Raw genomic sequence first — 13,942 nt, 5'->3', positions numbered from 1 at the left:
TCGCGGTCCTCGGTAGTGGTCTCCGGGAGCGGACGGCACGTCCAGCACACTTTGGTGCCGACGATGCGTGAGTTCCCGTGGATCTCGATCGAAGACCGGATGCGATACCCACCGCGAAGACGGTGGGCAGGTTCCGGCAAGGCTCGCTAAACAGAAACGGAGGTGACTCTCTATGGAGGGTCCCGAAATCCAATTCGCCGAAGCCGTTATTGACAACGGCCGGTTCGGCAAGCGCACCGTACGGTTCGAGACTGGCCGCCTTGCACAGCAGGCAGCTGGCGCCGCAATGGTGTACATCGACGAAGACACCGCACTCCTGTCAGCAACGACCGCTGGCAAGCACCCCCGCGAAGGCTTCGACTTCTTCCCCCTGACCGTCGACGTTGAAGAGCGCATGTACGCCGCAGGGCGTATCCCAGGTTCCTTCTTCCGCCGCGAAGGCCGCCCCTCCACCGAGGCGATCCTCGCCTGCCGGCTGATGGACCGCCCACTGCGCCCGGCGTTCGTGAAGGGCCTCCGCAACGAGGTCCAGATCGTCGTCACCGTTCTGGCGATCAACCCCGACGTGCGGTACGACGTCGTCGCAATCAACGCGGCGTCGATGTCCACGCAGCTCTCCGGCCTTCCCTTCTCCGGTCCCATCGGCGGTGTCCGCGTGGCACTCGTGTCCGACGGCAGCGGCGAAGACCAGTGGATTGCCTTCCCGAAGCACTCCGAGCTCGAGAACTCGGTCTTCGACATGGTCGTCGCCGGCCGCGTTGTCAGCGGACCCGAGGGCGACGACGTCGCCATCATGATGGTCGAGGCTGAAGCTACCGACAACTCGTGGAAGCTCATCAAGGAAGACGGTGCCACCGCACCGACCGAAGAGATCGTGGCCGATGGACTGGAAGCGGCAAAGCCGTACATCCGCGCCCTCTGTGACGCGCAGGCTGACCTTGCCGGCCGCGCCGCCAAGCCAACCGTCGACTTCCCGGTCTTCCTCGACTACCAGGACGACGTCTTCGCAGCAGTGGAGTCGGCAGCAGCAGCCAAGCTGACCGAGGTCTTCCAGATCGCTGACAAAAAGGAGCGCGACCTCGCCTCCGACGCACTCAAGGACAGCGTCACCGCTGACCTCGCCGGGCAGTTCGAAGGCCGCGAGAAGGAACTCTCAGCTGCTTTCCGCTCGGTCACCAAGAGCGTTGTCCGCCAGCGCATCCTCAAGGACCAGATCCGTATCGACGGCCGTGGCCTGAGCGACATCCGCCAGCTCACTGCCGAAGTTGAGGTGCTGCCCCGGGTCCACGGTTCGGCAATCTTCGAGCGCGGCGAAACCCAGATCATGGGCATCACCACGCTGAACATGCTCAAGATGGAACAGCAGATCGACTCGTTGTCGCCGGTAACGCGCAAGCGCTACATGCACAACTACAACTTCCCTCCCTACTCCACCGGGGAAACCGGCCGCGTCGGTTCGCCGAAGCGCCGCGAAATCGGTCACGGTGCCCTCGCAGAGCGTGCCCTCATGCCGGTTCTGCCGAGCCGTGAGGAATTCCCGTACGCCATCCGCCAGGTCTCCGAGGCGCTGAGCTCCAACGGCTCGACGTCGATGGGCTCGGTCTGTGCCTCAACCCTGTCGCTGCTGAACGCCGGTGTGCCCCTGAAGGCACCCGTCGCCGGTATCGCCATGGGCCTGGTGTCCGACGTCGTCGACGGTCAGACCCGCTACGCGGCGCTGACCGACATCCTCGGCGCCGAAGATGCTTTCGGTGACATGGACTTCAAGGTTGCCGGTACCGCCGAGTTCGTCACAGCGATCCAGCTGGACACCAAACTCGACGGCATCCCCGCCTCGGTGCTCGCCGCAGCACTGAAGCAGGCCCGCGAAGCCCGCCTGCACATCCTGGGTGTCCTTGAGGCAGCCATCGACGTGCCGGACGAGCTCTCCGAGTTCGCGCCACGCATCATCTCGGTGAAGATCCCGGTTGACAAGATCGGCGAGGTCATTGGCCCCAAGGGCAAGATGATCAACCAGATCCAGGAAGACACCGGCGCTGACATCTCCATTGAAGATGACGGCACCGTCCTGATCGGCGCCACCAACGGTGGTGCGGCCGAGGCTGCACGCGCCGCGGTGAACGCCATCGCCAACCCTCAGGTTCCTGAGATTGGCGAGCGGTACCTGGGTACGGTCGTCAAGACCACCACCTTCGGTGCCTTCGTCTCCCTGACCCCGGGCAAGGATGGGCTGCTCCACATCTCCGAGCTGCGCAAGCTGGCCAACGGCAAGCGCGTCGACAACGTCGACGACATTGTCTCGGTGGGCCAGAAGGTCCAGGTTGAAATCACCAAGATCGACGACCGCGGAAAGCTTTCGCTCTCCCCAGTGGTTGCCGACGACGCCGCCGCCGCCGACGATGCTTCGGCAGTCTCGGTCGGCTCAGCAGAGGGCGACGACAACTAACGAATGGCTGTATCAGCTAACAACGCCTCCGGCTCCGTTCCCGACACTTCGTCGGGAACGGGGCCGTTGGCCGTTTCACACGAGAATCGCACCGGCCCTTCCTCCATCCTCCTGCCGTTGGTGCCCACCCCTGCGCCCACGGCCGGCGGCTCGGCCCAGGCGCAGGACCCGACCCTTGTCGCTGGAACCCTGGGCGGCGCCGTCGTGCGCCGTTCGGTGCTCCCCGGCGGTGTGCGTGTCCTCACCGAGGCGATGCCCGGCCAACGGTCGGCGACCATCGGATTCTGGGTGGGCGTCGGATCCCGCGATGAGGCGGCGGGCCAGCACGGCTCAACCCACTTCCTGGAGCACCTGCTCTTCAAGGGCACCACCCGACGCACGGCACTCGACATTGCCGAGGCGTTCGATGAGGTGGGCGGGGAGTCCAACGCTGCCACGGCGAAGGAGCACACCTGCTACTTTGCCCGCGTGCTGGACGCCGACCTGCCCATGGCGATCGACGTCATCGCTGACATGGTGACCAGCGCGGTGATCGACGCCGACGAGCTGGAGCAGGAACGCGATGTCATTCTCGAGGAAATCGCCATGGACAGCGACGACCCCGCCGACGTCGCGCACGAAGAGTTCGTCGAGGCGGTCCTGGGGTCACACCCACTGGGCCGGCCCATCGGCGGCACACCCGAGGCGATCAAGGCGGTACCCCGCGAGTCGGTCCTGGACCACTACCGCAGGTACTACCGTCCCTCCGAACTCGTGGTCACCGCAGCAGGCGGACTGGACCACGAGGTGGTCTGCTCCCTGGTGCTCGACGCGCTGCGCACCGCCGGATGGACCCTCGACGAGGATGCGCTGCCCGTTGCCCGGCGGTCCGATACGCCGGTCGCCATCGAGAGTACCGGCGGGATCCGAGTGATCCGCCGCGCGGTGGAGCAGGCGAACATCCTGGTGGGCTGCCCATCGATTACCGCGACCGACGAGCGGCGGTTCGTCATGAGCGTCCTGAACGCTGTGCTGGGCGGGGGAATGTCATCGCGGCTGTTCCAGGAGATCCGGGAAAAGCGGGGACTGGTCTACTCGACCTACTCTTTCTCGGCCTCCTACGCGGATGCTGGGTACTTCGCGATGTACGCGGGCTGTTCCCCCGCGAAGACCGGGCAGGTGATCGACCTGCTCGGTGCCGAACTGGACCGGCTCGCCGCTGAGGGCATCTCAGCCGACGAGCTGCGCCGCGCGGTTGGGCAGCTTTCCGGGGGCATGGTGATGGCGCTGGAGGATAGTGGCTCGCGGATGTCGCGGCTGGGCAGGGCTGAACTGGTGTCGGGGGAGTTCCTGGGACTGGACGAAGTGCTGGCCCGGATCAACGCGGTCACCGGGGATCAGGTGCGGGAACTGGCGGCCGAGCTGGCTGGCGCGCCGCGCACCATCACGGTCGTCGGACCGTTCGACACGCCGGCGGACTTCGGTCACTAGCGGTCCTGAACAGAATCTTCGAACGCGCCCCTGTTCAGCAGGGGCGCGTTTGCGGATCATGACTGAACGGTGTGACAGGGCGCGAGCGGAGTGCCTCTAGCTGCCCTCGGTGTACTCGTACCAGCCCTTCCCGGTCTTTCGGCCGTAGTGCCCGGCTTCGTAGAGCTCGGCAAGGGCCGGATGCGGCAGGTCGGCGGGATCCCCGGTCTCCTGATGATGGGCCTGCCTGATCAGGTAGGCGACATCAAGGCCCACCAGGTCCATCAATTCGAAGGGGCCCATGGGGTGACCCAACGCAGTCTTGGCCGCCGTGTCAATGTCTTCAAAACTCGCTATGCCGCCGTCGTACAGTTTCAGCGCCTCGGTGCGCAACGCGCCCAGCAGGCGGTTCGCGACGAACCCGGGGATCTCGCGGTTGATCAGGATTGGCGCTTTGCCCAGCCGTGCGGCGAGGCCCATTGCGGTGTCCACTGTCTGCTGGGAGGTGCTCTCGTGGCGCACCACCTCGACGCATTTCATGACCAGGGCTGGATTGAAGAAGTGCATGTTGCAGACCCGGTCCGGGCGCCCGGTGGCATCCGCCACTTTCGATGAGCCCAGCGTGGAGGAATTGGTAGCCAACACTGCATGGGCTGGTGCGTACTCATCGAGATCCCGGAAGATCTCCCGTTTGATATCCAGTTTTTCCACTGCTGCCTCAATGACGAAGTCAGCAGTCGAGGCGGCATCCCTGAGGCTGGTGGTGAAGCTCATCCGGTTCAGCGCAGCGTCCGCTGCGCCGCGCTCGAGGCGGCCTTTGGCAACGCTGCGGTCGAGCCGCCGTGAGAGCTCCTCACTCGCCGGCGCCAGCATCCGCTCCGAGATGTCCTGGACGGTGACCTGATACCCGGCCAGCGCGCCGACCAATCCGATTTGGGAGCCCATGGCGCCCGCACCCACGACGAGGATGTGGTGAATTTTCTGAAGATCAGGTGTCGTTTCCATTGCTACTTTCCTACGTATCTGGCGGAGCGTTTTTCGAGGAATGCTGCGGTGCCTTCGGCTTTGTCCTGGGTGGTGTACAGGAGCGACTGCGCAAGCCGCTCCAGGAGAAGTCCGGTCTGCTGATCGGTGTCAAAGCCGTGCTTCACCACCATTTTGGCCAGGCGGACTGCCAGCGGACCCTTCGCCAGGATGGTGTCGGCGGTTTTCCTCACCGTATCCATCAGATCCAACGACGGGACGACGTCGGTGACCAGCCCCATGCCCAGAGCCTCGGGTGCGTCGACCAGCCGCCCGGTCAGGATGAGTTCCACGGCGCGCCCCCGGCCCACTAGCCTCGACAACCGCTGAGTTCCGCCCGCGCCGGGAATGATGCCGAGATTGGTTTCCGGCAGGGCAAACCGGCTACCTTCTGCCGCTATCCGGATGTCACACGCCATCGCAAGTTCGAGCCCCCCTCCGAGCGCATACCCGTTGATGGCGGCGATGGTCGGCAGCTCGTAAGCCTCGATGGTGTCGTAGAGCCGCTGCATCCTGCCGGAAAGGCCATCAACCAGGGTGTAGGTGGCTAACTGGTTGATGTCGGCGCCAGCAATAAACGCCTTCCCCCCGGCACCGGTAAAGATCACCGCGCCCACTCCTTCGTCGTCAAGGAAGAGGTCCAGGGCGCCGGCGATCTCGTCCAGGACAACCCGGTTGAGGGCATTGCGGCTCTCCGGGCGGTTGATGGTGATGATGCCCAACCCGTTGGTGGACTCGGCGCTGATCAGGGTGAATTCCATGACGGCGCCTCTACCTGAACGCCGGAATGCCGGTGAGGTGGCTCCCCAGAATCAGGGTGTGCACCTCATCAGTACCCTCATAAGTGCGCACACTCTCCAAGTTGTTGGCGTGGCGCAGTGGCGAATAGTCGAGGGTCACGCCGTTGCCGCCCAGAACGGTCCGAGCCTCGCGTGCGATGGCGATGGCTTCCCGCACATTGTTGAGTTTGCCTACTGAAATCTGTTCAGGCCGCAGGGTGCCTGCGTCCTTTAGCCGCCCGATGTGAATGGCGAGCAGGACGCCCTTCTGGATTTCCAGCACCATGTTGACCAGCTTCTCCTGGGTGAGTTGATAGGAGGCAAGTGGCTTGTCGAACTGCAGACGTCCCTGTGAGTAGTCCAGTGCGGCCTGGTAGCTGTCACGGGCCGCACCCATGGCACCCCAGATAATTCCGTACCGCGCCTCGTTCAGGCAGGAGAACGGGCCGCGCAAGCCTTTTGCCCCGGGGAGGATTGCGGTGTCGGGGAGCCGGATATCGGTCATGACGATGTCGCACTGAACCGAGGCGCGCATGGAGAGCTTGGAAGTGATCGGGGTTGCCACGAAGCCGGGGGAGTCAGTGGGCACCAGGAACCCGCGAACACCGTCGTCCGTCATTGCCCAGATCACAGCCACCTGGGCAATAGACGCCAGACCAATCCAGCGCTTCTCGCCACTGAGAATCCAGGACGCTCCCTCCTTGCGGGCGAACGTCTTCATAGCGGATGGGTCGCTGCCTGCGGTTGGCTCCGTGAGACCGAAGCAACCGATCGTGCGGCCGGTAGCCATGGACGGCAGCCAATGATTCTTTTGCTCTTCGGAGCCCCACTTGTGGATGGCGCTCATCGCGAGTGAGCCTTGCACACTGACGAGCGTCCGGATGCCTGAATCACCGGCTTCCAGTTCCATGGCGGCCACGCCGTATTCGACAGCCGTGCGCCCGGGGCAGCCGTACCCGTGAAGGTGCATGCCCAGCACGCCCAGATCACCGAGCTCGTGCATTATTTCGGTGGGGAAGGAAGCGCTCTCGTACCACTGGGCGATGTTGGGCTTGATCCTGGTGTCCACAAATGCCCTGACCGTCGCCTGAACGGCTAGCTCCTGGGTACTGAGTAGACCGTTGAGCTGCAGGACGTCGGAGGTGTCGGGGACGTTCGCGACATCCGGTAGTGCCGAAGCGACAGGGGATTCGTTGAGTGCTGCCGTCATGGGGGTCTCCTTCAAAAAAGTAGTGACTGCCCTCACTCTCTCAGGAGTATTACAGCTAATCCAATACCAAAGCCGGGCATCATTGATACCCAATCGAAAACAAATCTTCGAGAGCGCGTCCGGTCCATCACTTCATTCAGGGTATAAATCTCCGGCGAATTAGGTATTGGAAGTATGGGCGACCTTTCTGCGAGAGTGACGTAGATAACACTTTCAGGCAACTGGTCCATGGCAGTAAGGCATATCGCCGGCAGCCGGATCTCATAGGGGCTTTCAATGAAGAAAATCTTGACCTGTACCGTGCTGGCCGGAGTCCTCGTCGCTGGCATCGTTACCAGCAGTTCGCCCGACAGCCGCGCTGACCCGAATTCCCAGCTGGTGATGACTACCTACGGTGTGGGAACCGGAACCTACAACGACCTTGCCGCTGTATCGGACAGTCTCACCCGTGTGCAGGGCACCCAGGTTCGTATCCTCACCTCCGACACATCGATCGGGCGGGTTGCTCCACTGAAGGCTGGCAGCGCCCAGTTCAGCCGGATGGGGGACGAATACTACTTCGGATTCGAGGGCATCCAGGACTTCTCCAGCGAGAACTGGGGCCCCCAGGATCTTCGCGTGGTGTGGGCACCCATGGGAAATTATGGGCTGATGACCCGCACCGACGCTGGCATCGAAACCTTCGAGGATCTCAAAGGAAAAAAATTCCCCCGGGTCACAGCCAACACCTCAATCAACCTCAAGCTGGAGGCCTACCTTGCCTACGGTGGCCTGACCTGGGATGACGTCGAACCCGTCGACGTCAGTTACAGCGACCAAACCGAAGCGCTGAAGACCGGTCGGCTGGATGTCCTGTTCAGCAGTGCCTATGGCTCCAACCTGGAAGAGCTCGCCAGCACCGTGGACGTCGACTGGATGAGCATGAACGACGATTCCCCCGAAAAGATGGCAGCCGTCAACGCGATCGCCCCGATGGTGACCATCGGCGAGTTTTCGGGAGCCCCGGGAATGGAGGAGGGGGACTCGGCAAAAAACTTCGCCTACACCGTCCCGATCTCCACCTATGCGCACACCGATGAGCAGCAGGTCTATGACCTGGTGAAAGCCATGGACGAAAACTTTGACCGCTATGAAAACACCACACCGTCCGCTGGTGAGTTTGCCCTCGACAAGGTGCTCACCGAGCCCCTGGTGGTCCCGTTTCATCCCGGGACCGTGAGATATCTCGAGGAACAGGGCATGTGGACCGAAGAGGCTGAACAACGCAATGCCGAACTTGTCGAACGGCAGGCCGCGTTGCAGGAAGGCTGGGAAACATTCATCGGACCGGCTGACAAGGAAAACCTGGCCCAGGAATGGACCGCATGGAAGGAAGAACACCTTGACGATTGAGACTGCGCCTCCCGCTGGGACGACAACCGATGCGCCGCCGCGGCTGAACGGCCCCTGGCGGGCAGTGGTGGTGGTGTTCACTGTTCTCGGCATCCTGCTCTCCATGAACCAGGTGTTCTTTTGGGATCTCTTCGGTGTCACACTGCTCACGCACGCCTATCTGTACTACATGCTGACCTGCTTCCTGGCCATCGCGTTCATCATCTTCCCGGCGTCAAAGTCCGTGACGTTGCCGGCCGCTGACGGTGGTGTCGGGCCTCGACCAAGGCCTGCCGCGCTGGCCTGGTACGACGTCGTTCTGTTCGCCGCGACGCTGGTGGTCACCGTCTACTTCGGCGTCAACGCCGAGACCATCCTGAATCTGGGATGGGATTACGCGGCGCCGCCGCTGGCAGCCGTCTTCAGCGTGGTGCTGTGGGGGCTGGCGATCGAGGCGTTGCGGCGCACAGCCGGGTCAGCGGTTGCGGTCATCGCGTTCCTGTTCTCCGTGTATCCAATGTTCTCTTCCCGGATGCCCTTCGGATTTCTGCAGGGCATCTCCCATGATTTCCGGACCACTGCCCAGATCCATGCAGTGGGCGTCGAAGGGATCATGGGCCTGCCGCTGCAGACCGCAGCCAGCATCCTGATCGGATTCCTGCTCTTCGGGGTGATTCTCCGGCACACCGGCGGATCCACGTTCTTCCACAATCTGGCCCAATCCCTGTTTGGTGGTGCACGCGGCGGCGCCGCCAAGGTGTCGGTGGCCAGCAGCGCTTCCATGGGAATGATGAGCGGAAGCGCCGTCTCGAATGTGCTCACCACCGGGCCCATGACCATCCCGGCCATGATCAAGGCCGGGTTTTCTCCCCGGTACGCAGGGGCGGTTGAAGCCACAGCGTCATCCGGCGGATCCATTACCCCGCCGGTCATGGGCACCGCGGCGTTCCTGATGATTTCCTTTGTGGGTGTCCCCTACAAGGAAATTCTGATCGCCGCGACTATTCCCGCAATCCTGTACTACGTGGGCATCTACCTTCAGATTGATGCCTATTCCTCCAGGAAGGGCCTGGCGGGGCTGCCGAAGTCCAAACTGCCCAGGTTTGGTCCGGTGATGGCCTCGGGCTGGCCGTACCTTGCCTCACTTGTCATGTTGACCGCGCTTCTGGTGGTCACCACCGAAACGCAGGCACCGTTCTGGGTAGCGGGTGCCCTGGTGCTCTACGGGATGGTCAAGCGGGAGGGCAGGCTCACGCCACGCCGGTTCGTCGATATGCTTTTCGACTGCGGCAGGACCATCAGTGAAATCCTGGGCATCATCGCCGGGGTGGGGCTCATTGTTGGCGGGCTCAACATGTCCGGGGTAACTCTCTCACTGGCCAGGGAACTGCTGGTCCTGGTCGGGGACAACGTGGTGCTGATGCTCATTGCCGGTGCTGTGACCTGCTTCATCCTGGGCATGGGTATGACCGTTTCCGCGGCCTACGTGTTCCTGGCAATCGTCATGGTCCCCGCCGTCGTCGAACTCGGTATCGATCCGATCGCAGCCCACCTCTTCGTCATCTATTGGGCCGCAGTCTCCTACATCACGCCGCCGGTGGCGCTCGCGTCCTTTGCGGCCGCCGGGATCGCCGGTTCCGACCCGATGAAAACCAGCGTCTCCGCAATGAAGCTGGGGGCAGTGAAGTACATCGTGCCGTTTGGGTTTGCGCTGAATCCGGCGCTGGTTGCCCAGGCCCCGTTGCCGGAGATTGTGATGGCGTTCAGTCTCAGCCTGATCGGTGTCTACGCTCTGGCCTGTGCCTTCGAAGGGTGGGTGCTTGGCATGGGCCGGCGGTTGCCGATGCTGCTGCGCGTCGTCTCCGCTGTCGCCGGTGTCAGCCTGATGATGCCCGGAGTGGCCGCCGCGGCCCTCGGTGGGGTGCTGCTGGGCGTGGTTCTCCTCCTGACCTTCATTGCCCTGCGCAAGGACGGGCAAACCCCGACGGCGGCGGCGCCCACCCACGCGGAGGGCCGGCTGCAGTCGCTCTCAGAGTAACCACTGGAGGTACGGCCTGGGCGGGATTCAGTCCGCTCAGGCCGGGGACGGCTCCGGCGAGGGCATCAGGGCCTCAGAAAGGCGCAGGACCTCGCGCAGCGCTGGACTGCTGTCATCACTGCGCCAGATCAGACGCAGCAGGATGGGTTCGGCCGGATCCTCAAGGGGGACAAACACCACCCCCGGGTAGGACACGTTGTCCGGTACAGAGGACACAGTAAGGGCGCAGCCAATGTCTGCGGCGACCAACGAGAGCAGTGTGGACGTATCGGGTGCAGCCTGCACTATCGAGGGCACAAAGCCAGCACCGTGGGAAAGCCGATCGAGATGTTCCCTGAGAACTGCCCCCGGGTCCGGCGGCAAGGCAACAAAATCCTCGGTGGCAAAATCTGCCATCCGGACCGACGTCCGGTGAGCCAGCCGATGGTTTGACGGCAGCGCAATCACCAGAGTCTCCCGGGCCACGGTCCGCGATTCGATACCCGATGGTAGGAAGCTCCACCGGCCCAGGCCGATGTCCATGGTGCCCGCAATGACCTCATTCAGGGCAGGGACGGCGTAGTAGGAGCTGTATAGCTCAATGTCGATTCCGGGGTGGGTCTGCCTGACCAGCTTTGCCAGCTTGCCCACCATGACGTGGGAGGACACACCCGCGAAAGCCACCCGGACCCTCCCGGTCTCACCCTTGCCTGCCGAAGTCACTGCCGATCGTGCCCTGCGACAGGCTGACATGATCTCCTCTGCCGGGGCCAGCAGTGCCTGGCCCGCAGTCGTGAGTTTCACGCTTCGGGTGCTGCGCTCAAAAAGGGTTGCACCCAGCTCGCGTTCAAGATTCTTGATGGTGCGGCTCAGTGGTGGCTGGGCGATGTGCAGACGTTCCGCGGCACGGCCGAAGTGCAGTTCCTGGGCGACGGCGAGGAAGGCGCGGACTTGCTGTATCTCCATAACCCTGAATTATTGTCGGGCTTGTTACTAAGAGTCAATGATTGGAGCTAAGGAAGCTATCAATGAGGGACCTATCGGGGTGAAGTCTGGGAAAGAACGTCAAAAGATTATTCCTGAAATCGTAAAAATAGACGACACAATTTGTATTGGACGCGAGCTTAGGCCTCTGCGAGGGTGGTGACATACGACACATGTGATGGAGGATCAACTATGGCGGAAGCTGCAGCGGACACGCTGAACGAAATCTTTGGACGCACCGGGAGTGGTCCGCTGAGCGGAGTGGTCGTTGCGGATTTCAGCAGGGTGCTGGCGGGACCGTACTGCACGATGCTGCTCGCCGATATGGGCGCCACAGTGATCAAGGTCGAGTCTCCGGCCGGAGACGATGCCCGGACGTGGAAGCCGCCGGTACGCGACGACGAGAGCACGTTCTTCCTCTCCGTCAACCGGAACAAACACTCGATCACCCTGGACTTCAACGAGCCCTCAGACCTTGCCCTCGCACAGCAGCTGGCCGCCCGGGCCGACATAGTCGTCGAGAACTTCAAGCCCCATGGACTGGAGCGCTACGGTCTCGACTACGCCGCGATTGCCGATCTCAATCCCACGGTCATCTACGCCTCGATCACAGGCTTCGGAACCGGTGCGGGCGCCGCGCTCCCCGGCTATGACCTCCTGGTGCAGGCGGCCTCCGGGATGATGAGCCTCACCGGTGGCCAGGAGACGGAACCGTACCGTGCCGGGTTAGCAATGTTCGACGTTATCACTGGCTTGCACGCCAGCACGGGAATTCTTGGAGCGCTCCATCACCGCACCACCACCGGGGAAGGGCAGCATGTGGAGCTGAATCTGCTGTCCTCAGCCCTGTCGGGGATGGTCAACCAATCCGCGGCCTATGTCACTGGCGGTGTCATTCCCACCCGGATGGGTAACGAACACCCCAGCCTCTACCCCTACGAGCCGATGCTGACCGGTGACGGCCGGCTGGTCATCGCCGCAGCCAACAACGGCCAGTTTGCGCGGCTCTGCGCCGTGCTTGAGGTACCCGAACTGGCGCAGGACCAACGGTTCTCCTCCGCGGAGCAACGCAACGCTCACCGGTCGGAGCTGCGCATCCTCCTCGAAGTGCAGCTGGCAGCCCGCTCGGCCGAGGAATGGTTCCCCCTCCTTTCCGGTGCGGGGTTGCCCTGTGCGCCCATCCAGGATGTGAAGGGCGGGGTGGACCTTGCCGACAGGTTGGGCCTTGATCCAGTGGTACTCCCGGGCGAGAACGAACGACAGATTCCGACCGTTCGACACCCGGTGAGTTTCTCCCGGACGCCTGCCACCTACGATTTGGCTCCGCCGATGCTGGGCTCCAGCTCGGACCTGGTGCGCGGCTGGCTTGCCCAGCAGCTCACCGCAGCCCGCTGAACTTTCCCAGACCCGACGACGACAGATGAGGACCCCATGAGCACTACCGCCCAGAGCGCTGATCCCGTGAACGTTGACTACTACCTTCTTGATGAGCTCCTGTCCGAGGAGGAGGTGCTGATCCGGAAGAAAGTCCGCGGCTTCGTCGATACATCGGTGCTTCCGGTGATCAACGACTACTGGGAAGCTGCGCAGTTTCCCTTTGAACTGGTCCCCGGCATTGCCCAGCTCGGAATCGTTGGTTCCACCATCGAGGGCTACGGTTGCCCCGGGCTGAGCAGGCTGGCCGCGGGAATGGTTTCCGTTGAGATGTCGCGCGGTGACGGCAGCCTCAATACGTTCATCGGAGTGCAGTCGGGGCTGTCGATGGGCACCATCAACATGCTCGGCAACGAGGAACAGAAGCAGCGGTGGCTGCCCGGCATGGCAACGCTGGACAAGATTGGCGCGTTTGGCCTGACTGAGCCGGACCATGGGTCGGACTCGGTGGCGCTTGAAACCACAGCCCGACGGGAAGGTGAGCACTACGTCCTGAACGGCCGCAAGCGGTGGATCGGGAACGCCAACATCGCCGACGTCGTCATCATCTGGGCGCGCGATGAAGCAGACAACAAGGTCAATGGCTTCATTCTGGAAAAGAATGACGACGGCACCTACCCGGATGGATACACCACCGAACTCATCACCGGAAAAATCGGCAAGCGGGCCATCTGGCAGCCCGATGTGATGATCGACAACGTCCGCATCCCGGCCGAGAACAAGCTCGCCGAGGCTCACTCCTTCAGGGACGTGACCCGGGTACTGACGGCAACCCGCAGCGGGGCATCCTGGGAAGCCGTGGGCCACGGCATTGCTGCCTACGAAGCTGCGGTTTCTTATGCCACGCAGCGGGTGCAGTTCGGCAAGCCGATCGCGGGCTTCCAGCTGGTGCAGAACAAGCTCGCCAACATGCTCTCCGAGCTGACAGCGATGCAGTTGATCTGTTTCCGCCTTGCCACCCTCGCGGATCAGGGAAAAATGACCAGCCCCATGGCCTCACTCGCGAAGATGCATACCGCCCAGAAGGCTCGCTGGATCTGTCTGCAGGCCCGGGACATTCTGGGTGGGAATGGGTTGCTGCTGGAAAACCATGTGGCCCGCCACATGACCGACATGGAGGTGGTGCACACCTACGAGGGGACCGACTCCATCCAGTCGCTGCTGATCGGGCGCGACATCACCGGCATCTCCGCGTTCGCCTGACCCCGCCCATCCAGCCAACACCTCAA

The 13,942-nt window shown here is 62.9% G+C and carries 10 protein-coding genes; 6 read left to right on the top strand and 4 right to left on the bottom strand.

Annotated elements, in window-relative coordinates; genetic code table 11:
• The first annotated feature begins 172 nt into the window (after window positions 1–172).
• Both IWX64_RS06345 and IWX64_RS06340 read left to right on the top strand, forming a co-directional pair.
• Complete coding sequence (locus tag IWX64_RS06345; protein WP_196866307.1) at window positions 173–2,446, top strand: polyribonucleotide nucleotidyltransferase; 2,274 nt, start codon at window positions 173–175, stop codon at window positions 2,444–2,446.
• Window positions 2,447–2,449: 3 nt separating this feature from the next.
• Entirely contained in the window at window positions 2,450–3,916 is a 1,467-nt protein-coding gene (locus IWX64_RS06340; RefSeq protein ID WP_196866306.1) for a M16 family metallopeptidase, read from the top strand.
• A gap of 96 nt (window positions 3,917–4,012) precedes the next feature.
• On the opposite strand, the gene IWX64_RS06335 is transcribed toward IWX64_RS06340, so the two are convergent.
• From IWX64_RS06335 to IWX64_RS06325, 3 genes are read right to left on the bottom strand one after another with little or no spacing between them, the layout of a single operon-like run.
• Window positions 4,013–4,900, bottom strand: coding sequence for a 3-hydroxyacyl-CoA dehydrogenase family protein (locus tag IWX64_RS06335; RefSeq protein WP_196866305.1), 888 nt, complete (start codon window positions 4,898–4,900; stop codon window positions 4,013–4,015).
• A 2-nt stretch (window positions 4,901–4,902) separates the two neighbouring features.
• Entirely contained in the window at window positions 4,903–5,679 is a 777-nt protein-coding gene (locus IWX64_RS06330; protein ID WP_196866304.1) for an enoyl-CoA hydratase/isomerase family protein, read from the bottom strand.
• A gap of 10 nt (window positions 5,680–5,689) precedes the next feature.
• On the bottom strand, window positions 5,690–6,907 hold the full coding sequence (locus tag IWX64_RS06325; protein WP_196866303.1) for an acyl-CoA dehydrogenase family protein: 1,218 nt from the start codon (window positions 6,905–6,907) through the stop codon (window positions 5,690–5,692).
• A gap of 276 nt (window positions 6,908–7,183) precedes the next feature.
• Here IWX64_RS06325 and IWX64_RS16965 point away from each other — a divergent pair, with 276 nt between their 5' ends.
• Together IWX64_RS16965 and IWX64_RS06320 are read left to right on the top strand one after the other, a co-directional pair.
• Window positions 7,184–8,299 (top strand): TAXI family TRAP transporter solute-binding subunit, encoded by a 1,116-nt coding sequence (locus IWX64_RS16965; RefSeq protein ID WP_245345700.1) that lies wholly within the window; start codon window positions 7,184–7,186, stop codon window positions 8,297–8,299.
• The gene (locus IWX64_RS06320; RefSeq protein WP_334683187.1) at window positions 8,289–10,316 is read left to right on the top strand and encodes a TRAP transporter permease; all 2,028 of its coding nucleotides are present in this window, start codon (window positions 8,289–8,291) and stop codon (window positions 10,314–10,316) included. The genes IWX64_RS16965 and IWX64_RS06320 overlap by 11 nt, the downstream gene beginning before the upstream one ends.
• A 36-nt stretch (window positions 10,317–10,352) precedes the next feature.
• Here the strand turns inward: IWX64_RS06320 and IWX64_RS06315 are convergent, their stop codons facing one another.
• Window positions 10,353–11,261 carry a LysR substrate-binding domain-containing protein gene (locus IWX64_RS06315; RefSeq protein ID WP_116778781.1) on the bottom strand — a complete coding sequence of 303 codons (909 nt, stop codon included), beginning with the start codon at window positions 11,259–11,261 and terminating at the stop codon, window positions 10,353–10,355.
• 210 nt (window positions 11,262–11,471) lie between these two features.
• Here IWX64_RS06315 and IWX64_RS06310 point away from each other — a divergent pair, with 210 nt between their 5' ends.
• Window positions 11,472–12,674: a CaiB/BaiF CoA transferase family protein gene (locus IWX64_RS06310; protein WP_196866301.1), complete on the top strand. Its 1,203-nt coding sequence runs from the start codon at window positions 11,472–11,474 to the stop codon at window positions 12,672–12,674.
• A 36-nt stretch (window positions 12,675–12,710) separates the two neighbouring features.
• Window positions 12,711–13,916, top strand: a complete 1,206-nt coding sequence (locus IWX64_RS06305) for an acyl-CoA dehydrogenase family protein (protein WP_196866300.1) — start codon at window positions 12,711–12,713, stop codon at window positions 13,914–13,916.
• Window positions 13,917–13,942: the final 26 nt, after the last annotated feature.

It is taken from the genome of Arthrobacter sp. CAN_A212 (assembly GCF_015752345.1).
GTDB lineage: Bacteria > Actinomycetota > Actinomycetes > Actinomycetales > Micrococcaceae > Arthrobacter_D.
The sequence above is the reverse complement of the archived record's forward strand: the minus strand, read 5'-3'. Positions and strand labels throughout refer to the sequence as shown.

What these genes read in the sequence shown, in the direction of transcription:
- IWX64_RS06345 (WP_196866307.1), top strand. Translation starts at nt 173, where the DNA reads ATGGAGGGTCCCGAAATCCAATTCGCCGAAGCCGTTATTGACAACGGC.
- IWX64_RS06340 (WP_196866306.1), top strand. Translation starts at nt 2,450, where the DNA reads ATGGCTGTATCAGCTAACAACGCCTCCGGCTCCGTTCCCGACACTTCG.
- IWX64_RS06335 (WP_196866305.1), bottom strand. Translation starts at nt 4,900, where the DNA reads ATGGAAACGACACCTGATCTTCAGAAAATTCACCACATCCTCGTCGTG.
- IWX64_RS06330 (WP_196866304.1), bottom strand. Translation starts at nt 5,679, where the DNA reads ATGGAATTCACCCTGATCAGCGCCGAGTCCACCAACGGGTTGGGCATC.
- IWX64_RS06325 (WP_196866303.1), bottom strand. Translation starts at nt 6,907, where the DNA reads ATGACGGCAGCACTCAACGAATCCCCTGTCGCTTCGGCACTACCGGAT.
- IWX64_RS16965 (WP_245345700.1), top strand. Translation starts at nt 7,184, where the DNA reads ATGAAGAAAATCTTGACCTGTACCGTGCTGGCCGGAGTCCTCGTCGCT.
- IWX64_RS06315 (WP_116778781.1), bottom strand. Translation starts at nt 11,261, where the DNA reads ATGGAGATACAGCAAGTCCGCGCCTTCCTCGCCGTCGCCCAGGAACTG.
- IWX64_RS06310 (WP_196866301.1), top strand. Translation starts at nt 11,472, where the DNA reads ATGGCGGAAGCTGCAGCGGACACGCTGAACGAAATCTTTGGACGCACC.
- IWX64_RS06305 (WP_196866300.1), top strand. Translation starts at nt 12,711, where the DNA reads ATGAGCACTACCGCCCAGAGCGCTGATCCCGTGAACGTTGACTACTAC.